This window comes from Kitasatospora sp. NEAU-CNBT7, from assembly GCF_057220535.1.
In genome coordinates, this window is record NZ_JBXQQB010000008.1 from 61,175 (window position 1) to 86,690 (window position 25,516).

The 25,516-nt window shown below is 73.2% G+C and carries 11 protein-coding genes and 2 tRNA genes; 11 read left to right on the forward strand and 2 right to left on the reverse strand.

Going from position 1 to position 25,516, the window contains the following annotated elements:
- Nucleotides 1-21 precede the first annotated feature (21 nt).
- Nucleotides 22-2,193, reverse strand: a complete 2,172-nt coding sequence (locus AC2TEW_RS13330) for an ATP-dependent nuclease (protein WP_484623577.1) — start codon at nt 2,191-2,193, stop codon at nt 22-24.
- A 647-nt stretch (nt 2,194-2,840) separates the two neighbouring features.
- The gene (locus AC2TEW_RS13335) at nt 2,841-4,103 is read right to left on the reverse strand and encodes an amidohydrolase family protein (RefSeq protein WP_484623578.1); all 1,263 of its coding nucleotides are present in this window, start codon (nt 4,101-4,103) and stop codon (nt 2,841-2,843) included.
- A gap of 304 nt (nt 4,104-4,407) precedes the next feature.
- On the opposite strand from AC2TEW_RS13335, the gene AC2TEW_RS13340 reads away from it, so the two are divergent.
- From AC2TEW_RS13340 to AC2TEW_RS13390, 11 genes are all read left to right on the forward strand, one after another.
- A tRNA-Thr gene (locus AC2TEW_RS13340) sits at nt 4,408-4,480 on the forward strand.
- 44 nt (nt 4,481-4,524) lie between these two features.
- Nucleotides 4,525-4,597 (forward strand) — tRNA-Met (locus AC2TEW_RS13345).
- Between the two features lie 82 nt (nt 4,598-4,679).
- Nucleotides 4,680-4,844 (forward strand): 50S ribosomal protein L33, encoded by a 165-nt coding sequence (rpmG, locus tag AC2TEW_RS13350; RefSeq protein WP_006604855.1) that lies wholly within the window; start codon nt 4,680-4,682, stop codon nt 4,842-4,844.
- A gap of 84 nt (nt 4,845-4,928) precedes the next feature.
- Nucleotides 4,929-5,387: an FAS1-like dehydratase domain-containing protein gene (locus tag AC2TEW_RS13355; RefSeq protein WP_484623579.1), complete on the forward strand. Its 459-nt coding sequence runs from the start codon at nt 4,929-4,931 to the stop codon at nt 5,385-5,387.
- A gap of 4 nt (nt 5,388-5,391) precedes the next feature.
- A complete protein-coding gene (locus AC2TEW_RS13360) occupies nt 5,392-5,814 on the forward strand; it encodes a MaoC family dehydratase (RefSeq protein WP_484623580.1) in 423 nt (140 codons plus the stop codon).
- A 994-nt stretch (nt 5,815-6,808) separates the two neighbouring features.
- Nucleotides 6,809-7,090: an acyl carrier protein gene (locus tag AC2TEW_RS13365; protein WP_033826064.1), complete on the forward strand. Its 282-nt coding sequence runs from the start codon at nt 6,809-6,811 to the stop codon at nt 7,088-7,090.
- Between the two features lie 55 nt (nt 7,091-7,145).
- Entirely contained in the window at nt 7,146-7,970 is an 825-nt protein-coding gene (locus tag AC2TEW_RS13370; RefSeq protein ID WP_484623581.1) for a thioesterase domain-containing protein, read from the forward strand.
- 85 nt (nt 7,971-8,055) lie between these two features.
- A complete protein-coding gene (locus AC2TEW_RS13375) occupies nt 8,056-14,685 on the forward strand; it encodes an SDR family NAD(P)-dependent oxidoreductase (RefSeq protein WP_484623582.1) in 6,630 nt (2,209 codons plus the stop codon).
- Between the two features lie 79 nt (nt 14,686-14,764).
- Nucleotides 14,765-22,132: a beta-ketoacyl synthase N-terminal-like domain-containing protein gene (locus AC2TEW_RS13380; protein WP_484623583.1), complete on the forward strand. Its 7,368-nt coding sequence runs from the start codon at nt 14,765-14,767 to the stop codon at nt 22,130-22,132.
- A gap of 29 nt (nt 22,133-22,161) precedes the next feature.
- Nucleotides 22,162-23,790: a PfaD family polyunsaturated fatty acid/polyketide biosynthesis protein gene (locus AC2TEW_RS13385; protein ID WP_484623584.1), complete on the forward strand. Its 1,629-nt coding sequence runs from the start codon at nt 22,162-22,164 to the stop codon at nt 23,788-23,790.
- Entirely contained in the window at nt 23,787-25,511 is a 1,725-nt protein-coding gene (locus AC2TEW_RS13390; RefSeq protein WP_484623585.1) for an acyl-CoA dehydrogenase family protein, read from the forward strand. Before AC2TEW_RS13385 ends, AC2TEW_RS13390 begins: the two co-directional genes overlap by 4 nt.
- Nucleotides 25,512-25,516: the final 5 nt, after the last annotated feature.

Here is a 25,516-nt window from a genome sequence, read left to right on the forward strand (position 1 = left end):
ACCGTCGAACCGGACGGCCCTCTAGGCGTTAACCGGGCGCCTCGCGACAGCTTGATTTGGGATAGGTTGAACCCCTGAAGGGCTGTAATCGGAGAAGAACTTTTCAAAGATCAGGTCAAACTCGCAGTCGGCGTTGGCGAAGATTGGCAGGCCCCGCACATCTTCAGCCGTCGAGAATTTCTCGCAGAATGTCTGGGCCCGGACGTTCTTGTTGTTGGATTCGTTTTCGGCGAGCGGAGGATAGTAGTCCTCAATCGCCCCGTGCTCCCAGACGAAAATGTTCTCGGATCGCAATGCTGCCAACAGTTGCAGCTTCATTTCCTTGAGGTCAGAGTCCGCCGCAGTTTTTAGGATCTCCAGCCTCATCTGAGACTCTGAGCGGTTGAAGAATGCAGATACCGCAGCGTTGAGCTCCTCCCAGCTACATTCTCCGCGCTCGTACTCCTCGCGCTTTGCCTGGGCGGCCCGCCAGAGGCCCTGCACCTCACCGCTCGCCTTTGCTTTGCGGAGAGCCCTTCCCGACACCTCTTCCGGCTCCGCCGAGGCAAGCGCGGTGGTCGCTAGTTCGGAAACCTTCTCCGCCAGCCTATCCCTTAGGTTGCGGCACTCCGGACTGGCGCCGAGCTTATCAAACCCACCCAATAGGGCGTCGAGATCCGCAAGGACAGAGACTCGCATATTAAATTTGCTAAAGAAGGATCGGTAGCGAGAAATGCTCCCCTTTCCTTCGACTTTGGCGATGGCGACGGAATGCTTGTCGAAATCCCACTCCGGATTGAGAGTGCGAGAGATGTGAGGGATCAGGATGTGATCACTGGACCCCTCCACCAGGAGAATTGAGTTTGCGAAAAATGCGGCTTCATTATTCTCGTGCGTGATGATCGCGAATTGGTCCCGTGTGTCCATGTCGTGCACGTCAACAACGCAGGCCCGGCTAGCTGGAGGGTTGCGATCGTGATCCTTGATGATCTTCACGAACGTGCCGGTTGCGCGAGGTGCAAAGAATGATGGCGAGTGGGTTGTGACCAAGACGTCGTTGAACTCTGAGAAGAATTTCAGAGCGTCGAACAATTGCTTTTGAGCCCGGGGATGGAGAAATACTTCTGGCTCCTCGAAGAGAAGAAGGTAGGGCTGCTGCGTTGTAGGCATGGCGTCTGGCTGGGCAGTCTTTAGGTCCACATAGGCCCGAAGCATGGCGAAGGTGACTGACCGCCGAAGCCCATCACCCTTGGTTCGAAAGTGCCCGCTGATTCCGTCATCAATGGAGATCTCGGCTTGTGACAGGAGCGTCCGAAGTCGCGGCGGTGGAATTTCCAAGCGCACATTGGCTCGCGGGAAGGACTCTTTCAGATTTCGCTCAATGAGTGACTCGATCTCGCGCACCTCCTGAAGGCGGTTATCGCGCTCAGACCCATCATCCTCCGTGACGACGTTAAGCTGCTCGCGTAGATTCTCGAAAGATGCTTCGAGGCTCGGAAGCTGGTGTTGGATTTGCCCGAAAAGCAGGCCAAGGAGGCGGCCAAAGGTGGACGACTCCGTGGTCTTGACCTCTTCGTTGAGTTCCTTGACCGCCGGGATGTAGATGGGCTCGGGGAGAAGAGGGGAGATCGATTTGTCCAAGCCGGTGGCGAGGTTCTTATCGCCCGTCGTCAGCTCGTCGCTACCAAGTGCGGAGATGGTCGTGGCGAGTTCCCGGCGCACCGCTGCGCGTGAGACTCTCCCCTCAAGCTTCGCGAATACCTCAGGATAGGTCTCCTTGACATTCGCGGTTACTACATCCGCTGAAAGGCCAGGCAGGAGCGTTGCGTCGATGGCCGACTTCTCATAGCGACGAGCCTTGGGGATCAGGGAGACAACGCGTAGGTCCCCCTTTCCGGGTGCGCTATAGATGCGCGCAAGTGTAATCTTGCCGTCGTTAATTTCGGCGGCCATGCGGGATCGGTGGCCTTCCTCCAATCTGAGAAGGTCGGCGTCGGTGATCCCGGAAAATGACACCTGAATGCGAACTGGTCGTGAAGCATCGAGGAAGTCTGAAGCGGACGCGCTTGAGGACCTAAGGAAGAAGTTCAGCGCCTGGAATACGGAAGACTTTCCGGCATTATTTTCCCCGATAAGGCATCCGAAGCGAGAGAGTGGAATTTCCACGCAATCAAGCCCGCGAAAGTTCGCGATCTTGATATTTGTAATGCGCATGGCGCCCTGCTTCCCTGTCCCCAATGGCCGCTTGGGCCACAAGAGCACCCATCTTAGGTGCCTCGCCGTGAGCTGTCAGGGACTTGTGCCGGTGTCAGGTGACGAGATGACATGACACCGTAGGGAAAGCGAACGGAGCACGACCCCGAGTGGACTTGAATCGCGTGGCCGCTCCTGGTCCGCCGCGCTGCGGCTGCTCGGCGCTGTCGCCATGTCTTGAGGCATGAGCTGTCGGCGCACGGCCCTGGCGACCGCACGCGGATCGGCGGTCAGGTTCAACAAGATCCGGACCAGGCGCGGACCACGGGCCAGCTTGCTACTGCGTGGCCAGCTTTCCCCGCTGGTCGGAGCTGTTGGCTGTCCCAACCTGATGGCGGCCTGTAAATCTGTCGCGCAAGCTACGCAGGTTCGAACCCTGCACCAGCCACCGGATAACGGAACGGCCCCTGATCTGCGGAAACGCTGATCGGGGGCCGTTTTCTTGTATCCGGCCACTGCGCGGGACGGGTGAGCCCGATGGCGTGATCCGCCCGGTTCCGGACGGCCCTCGCGGACCGGGCGCGGACCAGGTGCGGACCGGGCGCGGACCAGGTGCGGACCGGGCGCGGACCAGACACGGACCGGGTGTGGACGTCCGGCAGGGCGGGTCAGCCCGGGGAGTTCTGGCGGGGCAGGGCGAGGGCGATGGTGTCGGCGAACTCGCGGACCGCGCTGGTGCGGCTGACCACGCGGCCGCAGTGGACGACCAGCCGGCTGTGGCCGCCGGCCAGGGCGCCGGTGAGGCTGTCGCCGCGGATCGCGAGCAGCTCGGCGGGGAACCCCGCGTCCACCCGGACGGCGGGCAGGCCGAGGGTGAGCCGGGCCTGGCCGCTGATCGCGTCGTAGGCGGCCTCGGGGCCGAGGGTGCCGGTGGCCGCCAGCAGGTAGGCGGCCTCCAGGGGGTCGGCGCGGCCGACCGGGTTGGCCAGGTCGCGGATGCTGCCGCTGCCGACCGCGAGCGGCACCCGGGCATCGGTCAACTCCCGTGCGAGGGAGGGCCGCAGGCCCGGCGGCCGACCTTCCAGGCCGGTGCAGCCGCCGTTCTGCGGCAGGCAGACCACCCGCACCCCCGCGGTGGCCAGGACGCTCACCGCGCCGGCCGGCAGCGCGCTGCACGGGCCGACCGTCACCCTGGGCCGCAGGGGCGCCAGCACGCCCGCGATCCGGGCGAGTTGGGCGGTGTCGCGGCCGGCCGTGTGCAGGTCCACCGGGCAGTCGGCCTCGCGCGCGGCCTCCAGCAGGATCTGCGCGTAGCCGACCGGGTCCGGGTCCAGGTCGGGGCAGCCGCCGGCCGCGGTGGCGCCGAGCCGGAGCGCCTCGCGCAGCTGGGCCCGCCCGTCGGCGCCGGCCCGCCCGGTGAGCAGCCGCGGCATCGCCACGGCCTGCAGTTCGGCCAGCCCCCGCAGCGCCTGCCTGGCCATGAGGACGGCCTCCAGCCGGACCAGGCCGTGCGCGTCGCCGATCCGGACGTGGGTGCGCTGGGCGGTGGCCCCGTAGCCGAGCGAGGTGAGCGCGGCCTCGGTGACCCGCCGGACCAGGTCGGCGGGGTCCTCGGTGGGCGGTCCCGGCAGGGCGGCGGCGAACGCGGTGTCGTAGTGGCCGTGCGGCTCGGCCGGGGCGGGGAGCAGCAGGTAGCCGGCCAGGTCGATCCGGGCGCCGGTGGTGACGGTGGGGCGGCCGGGCAGGGCGGGCAGCGGTCCGAGGCTGCCCGCGGTGCCGACGGCCTGGATCCGGTCGCCGCTGATCCGGACGTCGACCAGCCGTCCGTCGGTCAGCCGGGCGTTGGTGAGCAGCAGGATCGGGCCGTGGCCGAGGGGGTTGGCGGCCGGGCCCTGGTGCGGTCCTTCGGCAGGTGCGCTGTCCGCGCTCATTCGGCCGGCTCCTCACTCTCCGGGCGCGGGGCCCCGGGCGCCCGGCCCCGGTGCTCTCCGGCGCTCTGGGCGCACCGGGGACCGCATGATCACTGCCGGTCGAGCCTAGGGCGCCCGGGGGCGGGAGGCGCGGAGGCGGGCGTAGGTCGTGTCGGTCCACCCGCCGGTGGCGTGAGCTGTGGCGCGGGCCACTCGAACGTGCATCTGTCGAGGGAGCGTCAGTGCGACCGCGCCGACCTGCGGTCTTCCGCTCCGGATACGGATTTCACCTCTGGCCGGGAACCGTGTAATCTCTTCCTCGTTCGCCCCTATAGCTCAGTCGGTAGAGCGTCTCCATGGTAAGGAGAAGGTCTGCGGTTCGATTCCGCATGGGGGCTCTGGTGAAAAGGTCTTCCGCCTCGGCGGGGGTTCTGATCATCAAAGCGGTGTAGCTCAGTTGGTAGAGCAAGCGGCTCATAATCGCTGTGTCACCGGTTCAAGTCCGGTCACCGCTACTCCGCGTAGTCGATCGGGGGGTACTCTCCCGATCGGCTACTCTTGTCGTGTTCTTATTCGTTGTCCCAGGAAGGCACTCCCGTGGCTGCCACTGACGTCCGCCCGAAGATCACGCTGGCCTGCGTGGAGTGCAAGGAGCGGAACTACATCACCAAGAAGAACCGGCGTAACGACCCGGACCGTCTTGAGATGAAGAAGCACTGCCCGCGTTGCAACTCGCACACCGCGCACCGCGAGACCCGCTGACTTTGCACTGACTCCAGGCCGCACCCCGCAAGGGGGGCGGCCTGGAGTCGTTTCTGTGTAACGACACATTCAGAGGAGTAGCTCATGCCGCTCGATCCCTCCTTCATCGGGCGCACGTACCCGCCCACCGAGCCCTACGAGGTCGGCCGGGAGAAGATCCGTGAGTTCGCCGAGGCGATCGGGGACGCGAACCCCGCGTACACCGACCCGGAGGCTGCCAAGGCGTTCGGTCATCCGGATGTGATCGCGCCGCCGACCTTCCCGTTCGTCATCACGTACGGTGCGGCCGGCCAGGTGGTGAACGACCCGGAGCTGGGCCTGGACTACAGCCGGGTGGTGCACGGGGACCAGAAGTTCAGCTACACCCGTCCGGTGCGGGCCGGTGACCGGCTGACGGTGACGGTGTCGATCGAGGCCATCAAGTCGCTGGCCGGCAACGACGTGCTGACCGTCCGTGGCGAGGTCCACGACGAGTCCGGCGAGCACGTGGTGACGTCCGTCATGTCGCTGGTGGCCCGGGCGGCCGACGAGGAGGGGAAGTAGCGCGATGGGGATCAACTTCGACGAGGTGGAGGTCGGCACCGAGCTGCCGGCCCAGTCGTTCCGGGTGACCCGCGCCACGCTGGTGCGCTACGCGGGGGCGTCGGGGGACTTCAACCCGATCCACTGGAACGAGAAGTTCGCGCTGGAGGTCGGGCTGCCCGACGTCATCGCGCACGGCATGTTCACCATGGCCGAGGCGGCCAGGGTGGTCACCGACTGGATCGGCGACCCGGCGGCGGTGGTCGACTACGGTGTGCGCTTCACCCGGCCGGTGCCGGTGCCCAACGACGGGGACGGTTCGGTGATCGAGGTGTCCGGCAAGGTCGCCGCGCTGCTGGACGACCGCCGGGTGCGGGTGGATCTGCTGGCCACCTACGGGGGCCAGAAGGTGCTCGGGATGTCGCGTGCGGTGGTCCAGCTGGGCTGAGCCGCCGACCGGTTCGATCCGTCCGGACGGGCCGGGTCCGTCAGCTCCGACGAGCTGACGGGCCCGGCCCTTTCGCGTTGCGGGGCGCGGGCGGCCGGTGGCCGGCGGGCGGGAGCCCGGTCGGTCGGAGCCGAACGGCGGTGCTGGGGTGGTCGCTGTGGCCTGGCTGGTCGGCCGGGCGGGTCCGGTGGCCGGATCCGCCCGGCCGGCCGGGTGGCGTCCGGTGGGCCGCGGACATGGCAGTCCTCGTTCCGTGGTCATGGGCCGGCGGTGCAGGGAGGGTGTTGCCGGGCAGGTCAACGGATAGCTGAGGTGACCATATCCACGGTCCGAGCGAGGCGGCAAGCGAGGGCCCGACCTTTAACTCCGAGTTCACATCGGCCTGTTCACGCGCGTAGAACGGCACGGCGTGCGCCCCGGCGCACAGTGCTCCCGGAAGTGCGCCCGGTGTGCACCAGACATTCGGAGGCCGTTCCTCATTCGGTCGGGGATGCCTCGGAGGGCCGGCATCGCCGCAGGTCGAGCGCGTTTTCGACGGAGACCGGGCCGGGCGGGCCGGCCGGTGGCGGTCGGCGTGCACCGGCGCCCAAGGGTCGTTGATTCACGATCCGTTGGTTGCACGCTCAACGGGAACTCGCGTACGGTCCTGCCCCGTAGCGAGTGCATCCGCCGTCCGTGCGGCCTGTGTTCGCTCACACCCACCCCGCCGACCGGGCAGGTCGAGGCGGTCCGTCGTCCCGTTGGTGCTGCCGCGGGGTGATGGGCGTATGCGGTGCTGCAACCACCGCGTCAAGAGTAGATGTTGACTGACTGTTGCCCTACGAACCTCTGAGCCCATGGCCGAGCCATGCCCTGGCGCGTTCCGCGCCCGGGTGCCGCACGGCTGTCTCGCCTTCCCCGGGACCCTAGCAGCGCGCGGCTGATGCTGACAGGTGTTCTCAGAGGCATTTCCCGCCCGGCCCGCCCGGGCCGACTCTTTCGAGGAGGACCAACTGTGGCTCCCATCAAGGCAGTTGAAGCACAGAACTGGTTGATCGAGAAGATCGCGCACCGGCTCGGGGTGGAGCCGTCCGAGGTGTCGCCGGAACAGTATTTCGACGAACTCGAGCTCGACTCGACCGAGGCCCTGATCCTGGCCGGCGAGATGGAGAACTGGCTCGGCTTCGAGCTCGGCACCACGGCGCTCTGGTACCACCCGAGCATCAAGGAGCTGGCCGCCCACATCGCCGAGGAGTCGGCCACCCGCACCGAGGCCGGCCATGCCGCCTCGGCGTAGCCGGGCCCCGCTCCCGGTCGTCCGGCTGAGACCGTCGGCGGCCGGCTCGGGGACGGTGTACCTGGTCCATCCGGGGGCGCTCGCCGCCGGGGTGCACGCCACCCTGGCCGAGGCACTGCCGGACGGCGTCGGCCTCACCGTGCTCGACCTGTCCGCCCTGCCCGAGTACTGGGAGGCCGCGCTCACCGGCGGCCGGGCCGAGACCACCGTCGAGGCACTGGCCGGCCGGCTGCTGGACGAGTTCACCGGGGCGTACGACGGCGGGCCGTACGCACTGGCGGGCTGGTCCTTCGGGGGCGTGGTCGCGCAGGCCGTGGTCCGGCAGCAGCCGCCGGACCGGCGGCCCGCCCGGCTGGTGCTGCTGGACAGCATCGCCCCGACCGCGGAGTACCAGCAGCCCGACGAGGCACTGCTGCCGCCGCTGCTGATCGGGTGGTTCGCGATGTACCTGGGGGCCAAGCGCGGCCGCCCGGTGCTGCTGGACCAGGACCGGCTGGCGGCCTGCGGCGTCGACGACGGCCTGCTGCTGGTGCTCGACGCGGCGGTGGCGAGCGGCGCGCTGGCCGCCGACACCCCACTGCCCGGGCTGCGCAAGCTGTACGACACCTACGTCGACGGCCTGCTGCGCAACAACCGGCTGACCGCGCCCTACCGGCCCCGGCCCACCGAGGTGCCGCTGGTGCTGGTGGCGGCCGAGCGGAGCCTGATCCCCGACGACCCGACCCTCGGCTGGACCCCGCTGGCGCCGTACGGCCTGGAGGTCCACCGCAGTCCCGGCGACCACTACACGATGCTCACCCGGCCGGACGCCGCCGAGCTGATCGCGCGCCTGGTCCGTCCCACCCCGGTCCCCGCGCGGACCGGCACCGAGAAGGTCTGACGCAGGCCCGTCCTCCGCACGGCCCCGGCCGCCGTCACCGCACGGCGCCCGGGGGCCGGCCCTCCGAGACCAAGAGAGCCCTGCCGTGAAAACCTCGCAGCCCAACCCCAGCAGCCCCACCGGCTCCGACGACGACCTCACCCGGCGGCTCGCCGACGAACCCGTGGCCATCGTCGGCCTCTCCGCGCTCTACCCCAACTCCCGTGACCTGAGAGAGTTCTGGGGCAACGTGGTGGCCGCCGCCGACTGCATCCAGGACGTGCCGAGCACGCACTGGGACGTCGACGAGCACTACGACCCGGACCCGTCCGCGCCGGACAAGACCTACTCCCGGCGGGGCGGGTTCATTCCGTCGGTCGCCTTCAACCCGATGGAGTTCGGCCTGCCGCCGACCACCCTGGAGGTCACCGACGTCCTCCAGCTGCTCAGCCTGGTGGTCGCCCGCGACGTGCTCAAGGACGCCGGCGCCGAGCAGCCGTGGTACCGGCCCGAGCGCACCGGCGTGATCCTCGGCATCACCGGCGCCAACCAGCTCACCCAGCCGCTCTCCGCGCGCCTGCAGACCCCGGTGCTCAAGGAGGTGGTGCGCAGCTGCGGCCTGACCGAGCGGGACGCCGAGGAGATCGCCGAGAAGTTCAAACTCGCCTTCGCGCCCTGGGAGGAGAACTCCTTCCCCGGCATGCTCGGCAACGTGGTGGCCGGCCGGATCGCCAACCGGCTCGACCTCGGCGGCACCAACATGACCATCGACGCGGCCTGCGCCAGCTCGCTGGCGGCGACCAAGGCGGCGGTCAGCGAACTGCTGGAGGGCCGGGCCGACACCATGCTGGCCGGCGGCTGCGACGCCGAGAACACCATCTTCATGTACCTGTGCTTCAGCAAGACCCCGGCCTTCTCCAAGGTCGGCCGGATCCGCCCGTTCGACAAGGACGCGGACGGCACGCTGATCGGTGAGGGCATCGGCATGCTGGCGCTGCGCCGGCTGGCCGACGCCGAGCGGGACGGCAACGAGATCTACGCCGTCATCCGGGGGATCGGCTCCTCCAGCGACGGCCGGTTCAAGTCCATCTACGCCCCCCGCAAGGAGGGCCAGATGGTCGCGCTGCGGCGCGCGTACGAGGACGCCCGCTGCACCCCCGACACGGTCGAGCTGTTCGAGGCGCACGGCACCGGCACCGCGGTCGGCGACGCCACCGAGCTGTCCGCGCTGGCGGCGGTGGTCTCCGAGACCACCGAGCAGCGCCGGTACGCGGCCGTCGGCAGCGTGAAGTCGCAGATCGGCCACACCAAGGCGGCGGCCGGCGCGGCCGGCATGATCAAGCTGGCGCTGGCCCTGCACCACAAGGTGCTGCCGCCCACCATCAACGTGGACGAGCCCAACCCGGCGATCGACTTCGCCACCGGGCCGTTCTACGTCAACACCCAGAGCCGCCCGTGGATCAAGGACCCGGAGCGCGCCGAGCGCCGGGCCGCGATCTCCTCGTTCGGCTTCGGCGGCACCAACTTCCACTTCGTCCTCCAGGAGCACGGCGAGGGCGAGGACCTGAAGGTGATGTTCCCGGTCGCCCGGGTCCACCTCTGGCACGCCCCCGACACCGCGGCCCTGACCGCACGGCTGGCCGAGGGCGCCGCCCCCGCCGAGGGCCCGGTCCCGGCCGGCCACGCCCGGCTCGCGCTGGTCGCCGGCAGCCCCGAGGACCTCGCCGACCTGCGCGAACTGGCCCTCCAGGAGCTGCGCGCCAAGCCCGACGCCGAGCACTGGACCCACCCGAAGGGGGTCTGGTACCGCCGCCGGGAGGCCGAACTCGGCCGCACCGGAGCGCTGTTCGCCGGCCAGGGCAGCCAGTACGTCAACCCCGGGCACCGCGCGGTGCTCGCCCTGCCGCCGCTGCGGGCCGCCTTCGACCAGGCCAACCGGCAGTTCGACGGCACCGAACCGCTCTCCCGGATCGCCTTCCCCGCCCCCGCCTTCGACGACGCGGCCCGGGCCGCCCAGGAGGAGTCGCTGCGCCGCACCGAGTACGCGCAGCCCGCGATCGGCGCGCTCTCGGTCGGCCAGTACCGCTACCTGGCCGAGCTCGGATTCGCCGCCGACGGCCACCTCGGCCACAGCTTCGGCGAGCTGACCGCGCTGTGGGCCTCGGGGGCACTCGCCGACGACGCCTACTTCGCGCTGGCCCGGGCCCGCGGCGCCGCGATGGCCCCGCCCGCCGACCCGGCCTTCGACGCCGGGGCGATGGCGGCGGTCGGCTGCACCGGGGCGCAGCTCGCCGACCTGCTCGCGGCCCACCCCGAGCTGGTGGTCTGCAACCGCAACGCCGCCGACCAGGTGGTGCTCGGCGGTGCGAGCGCGGCGGTCGACCGGCTGGTCGGCGAAGCCGGGCAGCGCGGGCTGCGGATCAGCCGGCTGCCGGTCTCGGCGGCCTTCCACACCCCGTTCGTGGCGCACGCCGTGGACGCGTTCCGGGAGGCGGTGGCCCGGGTCGAGGTCGGCGAGCCGCAGCGCCCGGTGTTCGCCAACACCCCCGGCGGCGCGTACGGCGCCGACCCGGCCGCCAACGCGGCGCTGCTGGCCGAGCAGCTGATCAACCCGGTGCACTTCGCCGACCGGGTCGAGGAGATGTACGCCGCGGGCTTCCGCACCTTCGTGGAGTTCGGCCCGAAGGGCGTCCTCACCCAGCTGGTGGGGCGGATCCTCGGCGACCGGCCGCACCAGTGCGTCCGCCTCGACGGCGGCCCCGGCGCCGACGCGGACCTCGCGCTGAAGCGGGCCGTCGCCCAGCTGGCCGTCCTCGGCCTGCCGCTGTCGGTGGCCGACCGGTACGTCGCCGAGGTGCCCGAGGCGGCGCCGAGCAAGGGGATGACGGTGCTGCTCAACGGCATCAACTACGTCTCCGACGCCCGCAAGGCCGCCTACCGGGACGCGCTGGAGAACGGCTACCGGATCGCCGAGCCCCGGCTGCCCGGCGCGGCGGCGGAGCCGGCGGCCCCGGCACCGGTGGCGGCGGCCGCACCGGTGGCGGCGGCCGCACCGGTGGCGGCGGCCGCACCGGTGGTGGTCGCGGAACCGGTGGCGGTCGCGGAACCGGTGGCGGTCGCCCCGGCGGTGACCGCTCCGGTGGCCGCGGCACCGGTGGCGCCCGAACGTCCTGCCCTGCCCGTCGTGATGGAGAGCGAGCCCGTGGACCACGAAGCCAACCCCGCGCCGGCCTCGGACCGGCTGCCCGAGCTGATCGCCGATCACCTCGCCCTGCACGACGACTACCTCAGCGGACAGCTGCAGAGCGCCGAGCGGCTCGCCGGACTGCTGGAGCACGCGGCCGACCAGGGCCGGGTGGACGACGTCCTGGCCGGTGTGACCGCCGTCAAGGAGCACGGCCTGGCCATCGGCCGGACCCACCTGCGGGCCAACGAGATCCTCCGGGACCTGGCCGCGCTGGAGCTCGGCTCCGGCACGGCGGCGCCCGCTGCGCCCGCTGCTGCTCCGGCGCAGGCGGCCCCGGCCCAGGTGGCCCAGGCGCCGGCGCCCGCTCACGTCACCGCCCAGGTCACCGCTGCGGCGGCGCCGGCCGTACCGGCGGCTCCCGCGCAGGTGGCCCCGGCCCCGGTGCCGGCCGCGCTGCCTGCCGCCCCGGCCCCCGCTCCCCGGACCCCCGAGCCGGTGGCCGTGCCCCAGGCGGCAGCGCCCGCGGCCGTGGCCGGTCCCGGTGCGGGTGAGGTGTCGGCTGCGCTGTTGGAGGTGGTGGCGCAGAAGACGGGCTATCCGGTGGAGATGCTCGAGTTGGGGATGGACGTCGAGGCGGATCTGGGGATCGATTCGATCAAGCGGGTCGAGATCCTGGGTGTGCTGTCGGAGCGGTTCCCGAGTGACACGCCGGTGGGTCCTGAGCAGTTGGGTGAGCTGCGGACGCTGGGTCAGATCGTGGACTTCATGTCCAGTGTGGCCGGGCCTGCTCCTGCTGCTGCGGTGCCGGGTTTCGGTGCGGGTGAGGTGTCGGCTGCGCTGTTGGAGGTGGTGGCGCAGAAGACCGGTTACCCGGTGGAGATGCTCGAGTTGGGGATGGACGTCGAGGCGGATCTGGGGATCGATTCGATCAAGCGGGTCGAGATCCTGGGTGTGCTGTCGGAGCGGTTCCCGAGTGACACACCGGTGGGTCCGGAGCAGCTCGGTGAGCTGCGGACGCTCGGCCAGATCGTCGACTTCATGACCGGTGCCGCGGACACCGCCACCACCGCTCCCAGAGCGGAACCGCCGGCCGAGAAGCAGCCGCAGGCCGCCGCTCCCGCCCCCGCCCCGGCGCCGCGCGGCGCGATCGGCTGCGCGCAGGCCGCGCTGGTCGAACTCCCCTCCCCGGACGCGCTGGTGGGCGCCTACCCGGCGGGCTCGGCCGCGCTGCTGGTGGACGACGGCGGTGAGCTGACGCCGCTGGTCGCGGCCCGGCTGCAGGCCGGCGGCTGGGACGTACGGGTGCTGCGGCTGCCGTCGGTGGCCCGGACGGTCGACGGCGCGGCCGACTTCGCGCTGGCCGGCTGGGGCGTGACCGAGCTGACCGAGCGGGTCGAGCAGATCCTGGCCACCCCGGTCCGGCTGGTGGTGAACTTCGCGACCCGGCAGGACGGCGACTGGGCGGACGGCGTGCGCAGGCTCTCGCACGCCCTGCTGGTGGCCAAGCACCTGGTCGAGCCGCTGACCAAGGAGGCCGCCACCGCGCGGGCCGGGTTCCTCACGCTGACCCGGCTGGACGGTGCGTTCGGCCTCACCGGGGTCGCCGAGGAGCGGGTGCCGGCGGGCGGTTTCGGCGGGCTGGTGAAGACGCTGGCGGTCGAGGCGCCGGAGCTGTTCTGCCGGGCCGTGGACCTGGCCCCCGGACTCGACCCCCGGACGGCGGCGGAGCTGCTGCTCGCCGAGGTCAACGACGCCTCCGCGGAGCCGGTCCAGGTGGCCCGGGACGCGAACCGCCGGGTGGGCCTGACGCTCGGCCAGGCGCCGACCGCGCTGGCCGCCGACCCGGCCGCCCCGGTGGCCGAGATCGGCCCGGACGACCTGCTGGTGGTCACCGGCGGCGGGCGCGGCATCACCGCCCGCTGCGTGATCGACCTGGCCGCCGCGTACCGTCCCGGGCTGCTGCTGCTCGGCCGGACCGCGCTCGGTGAGGAGCCCGCGTGGGCGGCCGGGGTGACGGCCGAGGCCGAACTGAAGGCCGCCGCCGTCGCGCAGCTGCGCACGGCGGGGGAGAAGCCGACCCCCAAGCGGGTGGAGCAGCTGTACCGCGCGGTGGTCGGTGAGCGGGAGATCCGGCAGACGCTGGCCGAGCTGCGCGCGGCCGGGTCCCCGGCGGAGTACCTGGCGGTGGACATCACCGACGCGGCGGCCACCGCCGACGCGCTCGCGCCGTACGCCGGGCGGGTCACCGGGCTGGTGCACGGTGCCGGGGTGCTGGCCGACCAGCTGATCGCCAACAAGCGGGCGTCCGAGATCGAGCGGGTGTTCGCGCCCAAGCTCGGCGGGCTGCGCGCGGTGGTGGAGGCGCTGCCGGCCGACCGGCTGCGGCACGTGCTGCTGTTCTCCTCGGTGGCCGGGTTCTTCGGCAACCAGGGGCAGTCCGACTACGCGATGGCCAACGAGGTGCTGAACGCCTGGGCGAGCTCGTTCAAGCGGCGGCACCCGAACGCCCGGGTCACCGCGCTGAACTGGGGCGCCTGGGACAGCGGGATGGTCTCGCCGCAGATCAAGGCGGTGTTCCAGGAGCGCGGCATCACGCTGATCCCCGAGAAGACCGGAACCGCCCTGTTCACCGGCCAGTTCGCCCCGCAGCACGGCCACGACACGGTGGCGGTGCTCGGCCCGACGACCCCGCTGTCCGTCCGGCGGCCCGCGGCGCCCGCCGCCGTGGTGCTGGAGCGGGAGACCGCCCCGCTGGCGGCCGAACCGATCGTCGCCGACCACCTGATCGGCGGGGTCCCGGTGCTCCCGGCGGCGCTCGCGCTCGGCTGGGCGATCGGCGCGGTGGAGCGGCTCAGCGGCGGTACGGTCCGCCAGGTGCGCGACTTCGCGGTGCACAAGGGCCTGGTGCTGGACGGCTCCGAGCCGGCCCGGCTGCAGCTGGCGGCGACGCCCGCGGGCGACCAGGCGACCACCGAGGTGGTGATCCGCTCGGTGGCCGCGGACGGGACGGTCCGGCCGCACTACGCGGCCGGGGTGGTGCTGGGCGCGGACCCGGCGTCCGAGCTGAACCACCCGGCGATGGCCGCGCTGCCGGCCCCCGGCCACGGCCGGGACGCGGCCGGGTTCTACACCGACGGGACGCTGTTCCACGGCCCGGCGCTGCAAGGGGTGCGCCGGGTGCTGGCCGAGGAGGAGGGCCGGCTGGTGCTGGAGTGCTCGCTGGACGGGCCGCGCCCGGCCGGCGGGGCGTTCGCCGGGCGGCTCTACCGGCCCGGCGCCGCGGACCTGCTGCTGCAGGCCGGCCTGGTGTGGATGCGGCTGTTCCGGTCCACCGCGAGCCTGCCGCTGTCGGTGGCCCGGGCCGAGTTCCACCAGCCGCTGCCGGACCACGGCACCTTCCTGACGGTGGTCGAACCCGGGGCCGTGAACGGCACCTCGGCGAGCCTGACGGTCACCGCGGTCGGCCCCGACGGCCGGGTGCTGGCCCGGCTGGGCGGCGTCAGCCTGGTCTCCACCCCGCAGCTGGCCGCCAAGTTCGTCAGCAGCTGACGTACCCGACCCGGTTGGTCCGGCCGGCCGCCCAGCGCGGCCGGCCGGACCGCCCACAGCCCGGAGGGACCCGGCTTCCATGACCAAGTACGCCATCGTCGGACTTTCCTGCCTCTTCCCGGGTGCGGCCACCCCCGAGGAGTTCTGGCAGAACCTCAGCGCGGGTGCGGACAGCCGCACCGAGGGCGGCCCCGAGATCTTCGGTGCGCCCGCCGATCCCGGTACCGCCGACCCGCAGCACCGGATCACCAACACCAGGGGCGGCTTCGTCCGCGACTTCACGTTCGACCCGACCGGCTACCGGCTGGCCGCCGACCGGCTGGCCCGGCTGGACCGGGTGTTCCACTGGTCGCTGTACGTGGCCCGCGAGGCGCTGCGCGACAGCGGCCACCTGGAGCGGCCCGAACTGCTCGGCCGCACCGGCCTGGTGCTCGGCAACTACTCCTTCCCGACGCCCGGTTCGGCCCGGATCAGCCTTCCGCTGGTCGAGCAGGCGGTCCGCGACGGCCTGGCCGCCGGCGGCCTCGGCCCGTTCGGCCCGCCGCCGGCCGGGCCCGCCGCCGACCCGGCCGACGCCCGGGTCAGCGGCGCCCCGGCCCGGATCGTCGGTGCCGCGCTCGGCCTCGGCGGCCCCCGGTACGCGCTGGACGCGGCCTGCTCCTCGGCGCTGTACGCGCTGAAGCTGGCCTGCGACCACCTGGCGGCCGGCCAGGCGGACCTGGTGCTGGCCGGCGGGGTCTGCGCACCGGACCCGACGCTGATCCACCTGTCCTTCTCGGACCTGCACGCCTACCCGCAGAACGGGTTCAGCCAGCCCTTCGACAGCCGGTCGGCGGGCATCCTGACCGGCCAGGGCGCCGGGATGTTCGCGGTGCGGCGGCTCGCCGACGCGCAGCGCGACGGCGACCGGATCCACGCCGTGATCGACGGCATCGGCCTGTCCAACGACGGCGCCGGCCGCCACCTGCTGGTACCGGGCGAGGCCGGCCAGCACCGGGCGTACCAACTCGCCTACGCCGACGCGGCCGTGGCGCCGCAGGAGATCGACTACCTGGAGTGCCACGCCACCGGCACCCCGATCGGCGACGCCACCGAGGCGGCCTCGGTGGCCGCCTTCTTCGGCCCGGCCGGCAAGGTGCCGCTGCTCGGATCGGTCAAGGGCAACATCGGCCACCTGCTGACCGTCGCCGGGCTGAGCAGCATGCTCAAGGTGGTGCTGGCGATGCGGCACGGCCAGCTCCCGCCGACCATCGGCGTCACCGAACCGGTCGCCGGCCCCGACGGCCCGGTCGCCGGCGCACTGGTGCGCACCGGCCGCGCCTGGCCCGCCGGGCCGGGGGAGCGCCGGGGCGCGGTGTCGGCGTTCGGCTTCGGCGGCACCAACGCGCACGTGGTGCTCTCCGACGCGGCCACCGCCCGCGCGCAGGCGCCCGAGCCGGTTGCGCCGCCCGCGCTCGACGTGGTCGGCGTCGGCGCCCACTTCGGCTCACTGACCACCGCCGCCGCGTTCGAACGGGCCGTGCACGACGGCCTGGACGCCTTCGGGCCGCTGCCCGAGCGCCGCTGGCGCGGCCTGGAGCAGACCGCGGACGGCGCGCTCGCCGCCGCCGGGCTCACCCGCGACGCGCTGCCCGAGGGCGGCTTCGTGGACACCGTCGGCGTCGACCCGGTCGACCACCGGATCCCGCCCGCCGACCTGCGCAACTACAACCTGCAGCACGCCCTGATGTCCGAGGTCGCCGACGAGGCGCTCGGCGACGCCGGGTACCGCCGCGACAGCGACCCGGGCCAGGGCGGACCGGCGCCGCGCCGGGTCGCCGTGGTGGTGGCGATGGAGATCGAGCCCAGCGCCCACCTGCACCTGGCCCGCCACCGGCTCGGCGCCCACCTGCACGAGCTCTTCGACCGGGCCGGGCTCGACCTCACCGAGGCGCAGCGGGTCCGGCTGACCGAGCTGGCCCGCGACGGCGTGCACGAGCCGATCGTCGCCAACGAGGTGCTCAGCTACATCGGCAACATCATGGCCAGCCGGATCTCCTCGCTGTGGAACCTCACCGGCCCCTCCTTCACCATCTCCGCCGAGGCCGCCGGCACCGCCCAGGCCCTGGAACTGGCCCGGCTGCTGCTGCTGGACGACACCGTCGAGGCGGTCCTGGTCGGCGCCGTCGACCTGGCCGGCTCCCCGGAGAGCCTGTTGCTGCGGATCAACGGCACCGACGGCGCGCCGGTGGCCGGCCCCGGGCTGACCTTCGGAGAGGGCACCCAGGGCTGGCGGATCGGCGAGGGCGCCGGCGCCGTGGTGCTCACCCGGCCCGGCGAGGGCGCCCGCCCCGCCTACGCCCGGCTGGACGCCGTCGCCTTGCGGCACGCCGTCCCGGTCGACGGCGAACTGCCCGAGGCCGACGCCGGTGCGCTGGCCGACGCGGCCCGCCGGGCGCTCGCCGAGGCCGGCATCGGGCCCGAGCGGCTCGGCTACCTGGAACTGCACGCGGGCGGCACCGACGCCCAGGACGGCGCGGAACTCGCCGCGCTGGCCGCCGTCCACCCGGCCGGCACCCCGGGCCCCGCCCTCGGCAGCGCCAAGGCGCAGCTCGGCGACGCCCAGGGCGCCGCGGCGATGGCCGGGCTGCTGCGCGCGGTGTTCGCCCTGCACCACGGCTACCTGCCCGGCGTGCCGGGCTGGCAGCGTCCGGCCGCCGAACGGGCCGGGCAGCTGGCCGCCACCGGCTGCTACCTGCCGGACTCCTCCCGTCCCTGGCTGCGCGAGGAGCAGGGCGGGCGCCGGTACGCGGCGGTCTCCTTCATCGGCGGCGGCGGTGCCCACGGCCACCTGGTGCTGTCCGCCGACCGCACCCGGGGCCGCACCGAGGAACGCGACTGGCAGCGGGCCGGCGGCCCGGTCCTGCTCGCCCTCGGCGCGGCGGAGCCCGCCGCCCTGCTCGCCGAGGTCGAGCGCCACCGCGCGCTGCTCGCCGACGGCGCCGACCCGTACGCGCTGGCCAGGGCGGCGGCCGTCCGACTGCCGGCCGGCACGCCCCGGGTGGTGCTGGTCGGGCGGGACGCGGACGAGCTGGCCCGCCAGCTCGACCTGGCCGCCCGGGACCTGCCCGGCACGCAGGAGCGCGGCGAGGACTGGGCGACCCCGGCGGGCAGCTGCTACACCCCGCACCCGATCGGCCCCGACGGCAAGGTCGCGCTGGTCTACCCGGGCGCCGTCAACTCGTACCCGGGCCTGGGCCGCGACCTGTTCCGGGCCTTCCCCGGCCTGCTGGAACGCTTCGAGGCGGAGGTGGCCGAACCGGACCGGACCTTCCGCACCGCCCGGCTCCACCCCCGCACCCAGGTCACCCCCGGGCGCCGGGAGCTGATGGCGCTGGAGGCCGAACTCGCCGACGACCTGCCGTTCATGCTCGCCACCGGGACCACCTTCGCGATCCTCAACACCGACCTGGTGCGGGACCTGCTGGGCGTACCGGTGCACGGCGCGTTCGGCTACAGCCTCGGTGAGAGCAGCATGCTGTTCGCCACCGGCGGCTGGCGGCGCTCGGCCCGCCGGGACGACCGGATCAGCGCCACCCCGCTGTTCAAGCACCGGCTCAACGGCCCGCGCGACACCGTCCGCGAGCTGTGGGACCTGCCCGCCGACACCCCGGACGCGCAGGTCTGGGCCGGTCATGTGCTGCTCGCCGACCCGGAGACCGTCCGGGCCGCGCTGACCCGCTACGACCGGGTGTTCCTCACCCACGTCAACACCCCCGGCGAACTGGTGGTGGCCGGCGATCCGGCGCAGTGCCGGCAGCTGATCGAGGAGCTCGGCTGCCCGGCGGCCCGCTCCCCGGTCAACGGCGTGATGCACTGCCCGGTGGTGGACGGCGAGGTGGCCGGCCTGGCCGAGCTCAACAGCCACCCCACCGGCTCCACCGGCGGCCTGGAACTGCTCAGCGCCTACGACTACGGCCCGGTCGAGGACCTCGACCAGCAGCGGGTCGCGGACCGGATCGCCCACACGCTGCGCTCCACGATCGACTTCCCGCGGCTGGTGCGCACCGCGTACGACCGGGGGTTCCGATACTTCGTGGAGGTCGGCCCGGGTGCCACCTGCACCCGCTGGGTGCGCGAGACCCTCGGCGGGGCGCCGCACGTGGCGGTGTCGGTCGACCGCCGGGGTGTGCCGGCGGCCCGTTCGGTCGCCCAGGTGGCCGCCCGGCTGATCGTGCACGGGGTGCCGCTGGACCTGGTGGGCCTGCTCGGACCGGCGCCCGCCGCGCCCGCCCGGGCGGCCCGGGTGGCCTTCCCGGTCGGCGGCGGCCCGTCCATCCCCGCCACGGTCGCCGCCGCGACGGCCGCGCTGCTGGCGCAGGCCGACCCGGCCGCGGCCGAGGCCCGCCCGGTTGCCGCCGCCGCCCTGCCCGTGAGCGCGCCGCCCGCGTTCGCCGCGCCGGTCCTGGCCGCGCTCGGCGCGGGTCCCGGCGGCCCGGCCGCCGCCCGCCCCCTCCCGGCCGGCCCCGCCCCGGCCGGCCCTTCCGGACCAGCCGGTCCCGTTCCGCCGGAGGACCAGATGCCCGCAGACCCGACCCTCGCCGATCCCGAGGTCATCACCTTCGACGGTGAGCCGATCGCCTTCCTGCCCTGGGCCGAGCCGGCCCCGGCACCGACCCCCGCGGCCGCCCGCCGTCCGGCGCCGGCCGGACCCGGTCCGGCGGCGCCGTCCGCCGCCAGGACCGCCGCCGGGCCGGACCCGGCGCCCGCCGACGGCGACCGCGCCCGCGACCTGGTGCGCGAGCTGCGCCGGCAGATGGTGGCCACCCACTCGGTGGTGATGGAGACCCAGCGCGTCCTCCAGGAGAGCACCCTGGCCCGGACCGAGGCGCTGCTCGACGGGCCGCCCGCGCAGCACCCCGGCCTGCCGCCCGCGCCCGCGCCGGAGGCGGTCGGGTTCACCCCGCGGGCGGAACTCCCGCCCGCCCCGGCACCCGCCCCGGCTCCCGCCCCGGCACCCGCCCCGGCTCCCGCCCCGGTGCCCGCGCCCGGGCCCGCCCCGGCCGAGGCCAGGGCCGACGGGGTGATCTGGGACGAGGCGGACCTGCTGGAGTTCGCCACCGGCTCGCTGGCCGCGGTCTTCGGCCCGGCCTTCGCCGAGATCGACGGCTACGGCAAGCGGGTGCGGCTGCCCGCGCCGCCGTACCACTTCGTCACCCGGGTCACCGACCTGCGGGCGGAGACCGGCGTGTACCGGCCGTCCTTCATCCGCACCGAGTACGACGTGCCGAAGGACGCCTGGTACACCGTCGACGACGGCGTGCCGCCGGCGGTCGCGATCGAGGCCGGCCAGTGCGACCTGCTGCTGATCAGCTACCTCGGCATCGACTTCCGCAACAAGGGCGAGCGGGTCTACCGGCTGCTGGACTCCACCCTGGTCTTCCACGGCGACCTGCCGCGGGCCGGGCAGACCCTGCGCTACGACATCTCGATCAACCGTTTCGTCACCCAGGGCGACACCACGCTCTTCTTCTTCAGCTACCTCTGCTACGCCGACGGCGAGCTGATCCTGGAGCTGAAGGACGCCTCGGCCGGGTTCTTCAGCCAGGCCGAGCTGGACACCCCGCTCGGCGTGGTGATCACCGAGAAGGAGAAGGCCGCCCGGGCCGCGCTCACCCGGACCTGGTTCAAGCCTCTGGCCAGGACCGCGAAGAACCACCTGGACGCCACCGACCTGGAACTGCTCGCCCAGGGCCGCCCCGGCGAGGTGTTCGGCCCCGAGCACGCCCAGGACGAGGGCCTCAACCCGGCGCTGCGGCTGCCGGACGCCCGGCTGCGGATGATCGACGAGCTGCGGATCGACCGCACCGGCGGCCCGCGCGGCCTCGGCGCGCTCACCGCACGCAAGCAACTCCAGCCGGACGCCTGGTACTTCGAGTGCCACTTCCCGGACGACCCGGTGCTGGCCGGCTCGATGGTCGCCGAGGGCGCGGTGCAGGCGCTGCAGGCGTACCTGCTGCACCAGGGCATGCACCTGGTGCTGCCGGACGCCCGCTTCCAGACCATCATCGGCCTGCAGACCGAGGTCCAGGTGCGCGGCCAGATCACCCCGGCGCACCGGGAGATCCGGTACGAGATCGAGGTGATGGAGCTGACCATGCTCCCGCGCCCCTCGGTGATCGCGGACATCCTGGTGTACCTGGGCGACAAGCCGGTGATCCGGATGCGCAACTTCGGCATCCAGATCCGCGAGAAGGACGGCACCCCGTACCGTCCCGAGGCCGGCGGCGTGCCCGCCTTCCTGGGCCGGCGCAACCGCTCCGGCGAACCCGCGATGATCAACGAGCTGCACCTGGCGCACGCCGCCAAGGGCGACCTGGGCACCGCGATGGGGCCGGAGTTCGACGTCTACGCCGACCACCGGGCGCCCTACATCCCCAACGGGGACTTCCAGTTCGTCGACCGGATCATGTCGCTGCAGGGCACCCGCGGCGAGCTCGGCCCCGGCTCGGAGATGGTCACCGAGTACGACTCCCCGGACGACGCCTGGTACTACACCCACAACTCCCACCCGCACGTGCCCAACGCGGTCCTGATGGAGACCTCGCTGCAGGCCGCCATCCTGCTCGGCTACTACCTCGGCGCCACCCTCAAGCAGCCGCAGACCGAGTACGCGATCCGCAACCTGGACGGCCGGGCCACCCTGGTCAAGGACCTCGACCTGCGCGGCAAGACCATCCGCCACCACTCCAAGCTGCTGATGACCAGTGCCGTCCAGGGCGCCGTGCTGCAGAACTTCAGCTACGAACTCTCCGCCGACGGCGAGGTGTTCTACACCGGCGAGTCGCTGTTCGGCTACTTCAGCGAGGCGGCGCTGGCCAACCAGGCGGGCCTGGACGCCGGGAAGTACGTCGTCCCCTGGATCGACCGGGAGCAGCCCGCCGCCGACCGGGTCCGCCGGATCGAACTCGGCGGCGGCGCGGCCGCGTTCACCGACCCGGCGGGCGGCCGGCTGCACCTGCCGGGCGGGCACTTCGACCTGGTCGACCGGGTCGACCTGGTCGCCGACGGCGGCCGGCACGGTCTCGGCTACCTGCACGGCCACCGCGAGGTCCGACCCGACGAGTGGTACTTCGACTGCCACTTCCACCGCGACCCGGTGATGCCCGGCTCGCTCGGCGTCGAGGCGGTGCTGCAGGCGCTGCGGCTGTTCGTGCTGGAGCAGGGCCTGGCCGAGGGGATCGAGCGCCCGCGCTTCGCGCTCGCCACCGACGTGGAGACCGCCTGGAAGTACCGCGGCCAGATCCTGCGCCACGACCGGGAGCTGCGCTTCGACGTGCACGTGCGCGAGGTCCGCCGGGAGGCCGGCCGGGTCGTCGTGATCGCCGACGCCGACCTGTGGAAGCCCGGCCTGCGGATCTACGAGCTCACCGGCGTGGCGATCGAGGTCGTTGCGGAAACCGCCTGACCACCCCTGTCCGAGGAGAGCGAACCGACATGAACCACCCGCAGACACCACTGCTCTGGCAGGGGGAGCAGTACCCCAGTACCGACCCGGCCGGCGTCTACCAGGTGCTGGCCGACCTGGAACGGCCCTGTTTCGTGGTCCGCACCCCGCGCGGCATCGGCGCCGCCGGCGAGGGCCGCCCGGTCGCGGCCGGCGCCGGGGACGGCCTGCCGCTGCTGGCGGCGGTCGCCGCGCTGCCGCCGCAGCGGCTCGGCTCGGCCGCCTTCCTGGCCGCGCACGGCGTCCGCCAGCCGTACCTGGCCGGCGCGATGGCCGGCGGCATCGCCTCCGCCGACCTGGTGATCGCGCTCGCCCGGGAGGGCTTCCTCGCCTCCTTCGGTGCGGCCGGCCTGCTGCCGGAGAGCATCGCGAAGGCGCTCGGCCGGTTCGCCGCCGAGATCCCCGGCCTGCCGTACGCCGTCAACCTGATCCACAGCCCCAGCGAGGAACGGCTGGAGCGCGAGGCCGTCGACCTGTTCCTGCGGCACGGCGTGCGCTGCGTGGAGGCGTCCGCGTTCATGGCGCTCAGCCCGCACATCGTCCGCTACCGGCTGGCCGGCCTGCGGCAGGGCGAGGGCGGCCAGGTGGTCGCCGAGCACCGGGTGATCGCCAAGATCTCCCGGACCGAGACCGCCGAGCGCTTCATGAGACCGGCGCCCGCCGCGACCGTCAGCGCCCTGCTCGCCCAGGGCCTGATCACCCCGCTCCAGGCCGAGCTGGCCAAGTACGTGCCGATGGCCGACGACATCACCGTGGAGGCGGACTCCGGCGGCCACACCGACCGCCGCCCGCTGCCCGCGCTGCTGCCCAGCATCCTGCGGCTGCGCGACGGCGTGCAGCGCGAACACCGCTACCCGCAGCCGATCCGGGTCGGCGCGGCCGGCGGGCTCGGCACCCCGATCGCGGTCGCCGCGGCCTTCGCGATGGGCGCGGCGTACGTGGTCACCGGCTCGGTCAACCAGTCCTGCGTCGAGTCGGGCGCCTCCAAGGCGACCAAGACGCTGCTGGCCGAGGCCGGCATCGCGGACTGCGAGATGGCCCCGGCGGCCGACATGTTCGAACTGGGCGTCGAGCTCCAGGTGCTCAAGAAGGGCACGCTGTTCCCGATGCGGGCCAAGAAGCTGTACGAGCTCTACCAGGCCCACGACAGCCTGGAGTCGCTGCCCGAGGAGGAGCGCGCCCGGCTGGAGGCGCAGGTCTTCCGCCGCCCGCTGGCCGACGTCTGGCAGGAGTGCGTCGGCTACTTCAGCCGCCGCGACCCCGAGCAGCTGGCCCGCGCCCAGGACAGCCCCAAGCGCCGGATGGCGCTGGTGTTCCGCTGGTACCTGGGGATGTCCTCGCGCTGGTCCACCGTCGGCGACCCGGACCGCACCCTCGACTACCAGATCTGGTGCGGCCCGGCGATGGGCAGCTTCAACGACTGGGTGACCGCCAGCTACCTCAAGGCACCCGGCAACCGCCGGGTCGCCGACGTCGCCCACCACCTGATGCGCGGCGCCGCCTTCCACACCCGGGTGGCCGCGCTGCGCACCGCCGGGGTGCACCTGCCGGCCGCCGTCGCCGACTACCGGCCGGTGCCGCTGGAGACCCCGGTGGCAGCCCTGGGCGGTGCCCTGTGATCGAGCAACTGGTACGCAAGGCAGCCGAGTTGGAGCTGCTGCTCGGCGACCCGGCGGACCCCTCGGGCCCGTACGGCTTCGCCGCGGCGGTCCGCCGGGACGAGCGCGGGGAGTTCCCGGACGAACTGGCCGGGGTGCTCCGGGAGGCCGGCTTCCACCTGGACCACCTCCCGGCCGAGTGGGGCGGCGGCTTCGAGTCCTTCGACCGCAGCCTGCTGCTGGTCCGCGCGGCGGCCCGGCGCGACCTCAACACCATGCCCGCCACCATGTTCTCCATCACCGCCGCCACCTGCGTGCGGCTGCACGGCACACCCGGGCAGCAGCAGTGGCTGGCCGGCCTGCTGCGGCGCGGCGGCGCGGTGGGCTTCGCGCTCTCCGAGGCCGGGCACGGCAGCGACCTGCTGGCCAACGAGGCCCGGCTGGAACCGGACGGCGACGGCTGGCGGCTGACCGGCCGCAAGTGGATGGTCGGCCTCGGACAGCGCTGCGAGGCGATGTACGTGGTCGCCCGCACCGGCGGGCGCGGACCGGGCGCCTTCTCCGCCGTCCTGCTCGACCTCACCACCGCCGCCGACGGGCTGCGGCGCGGCGCGCCGGTGGCCACCGGCGGGATGCGCGGGATCGACTTCGCCCACCCGCGGTTCGACGGCCTGCCGGTCACCCGCGACCAGCTGGTCGGCCGCCCCGGCCAGGCGCTGGAGGTCGCGGTCAAGGCCCAGCAGGTGGTCCGGCTGATGAGCACCGCCGGCAGCCTGGGCTGCGCCGACACCGCCCTGCGGCTCACCCTGGACTTCGCCGCCGAACGCCGCACCGGCCGCACCCTCCTGATCGACTCGCCCTACCAGCGGCGCGAACTGGCCGTCGCCGCGGCCGCCCTGCTGTCCGCCGACGCGGTCGCGCTGGCGGCCGCCCGCGGCATCCACGTCGCACCCGAGCAGTTCAGCGTCTGGGGCTGCGCGGCCAAGCACGTGGTGGCCGAGGCGGTCGAGGACGCCATCGCCCGCTGCGGCGCCACCCTGGCGACCCGCTCGGTGCTGCGCACCGAGGGCCCCGGCGGCGGGCTGTTCCAGAAGCTCCAGCGCGACGCCGCGCTGGTCCGGGTGGTCGACACCAGCACCCTGGCCAACCTGCGCTCCTTCGCCGGCCAGCTGCCCGCGCTCGCCGCGGCCGCCGAAGCCGGCGCCGGGGACGAGCAGGCCGCCCGGACCGTCTTCGCCCTGGACCGGGAACTCCCGCCGTACGACCCCGGCCGGCTCGACCTCAGCGCCCGCGGCCGGGACCTGCCCACCGGCACCCTGGCCGCGGTCGCCGCCCCCGCGGCCCGGGCGCTCGCCGAGGCCGGCTCCCCGGCGGTCGCCGCGCTGGCCGAGCGGCTGCTGACCGCCGTCCGGGGCCTGCCCGCGGAGGCCGCCGAGGCCGCCGGCGCCCCCGGCGGCACCGGCCCCGCCGACCTGGCGGAGCGGTTCGCCTGGCTGCACGCCGCCGCCTGCTGCCTCCAGCTCTGGTGGGCCGGCCGGCACCTGCCGCTGTACGGGCAGAAGCCCGGCTCCGCCGACTGGCTCGGCGCCTGCCTCGGCTACCTGCTGGCCCGGGCCGACCAGCAGCCGGTCCGGCGCGCCGCCGAACACCTGCTGCCCGCCCTCGACGTCGTGCTCGACCTGCGCCGCGACCACCGGATGTTCGCCGCGGCGCCCGTACCGCTCGCCCGCCCGGGGGTGTGACCGAT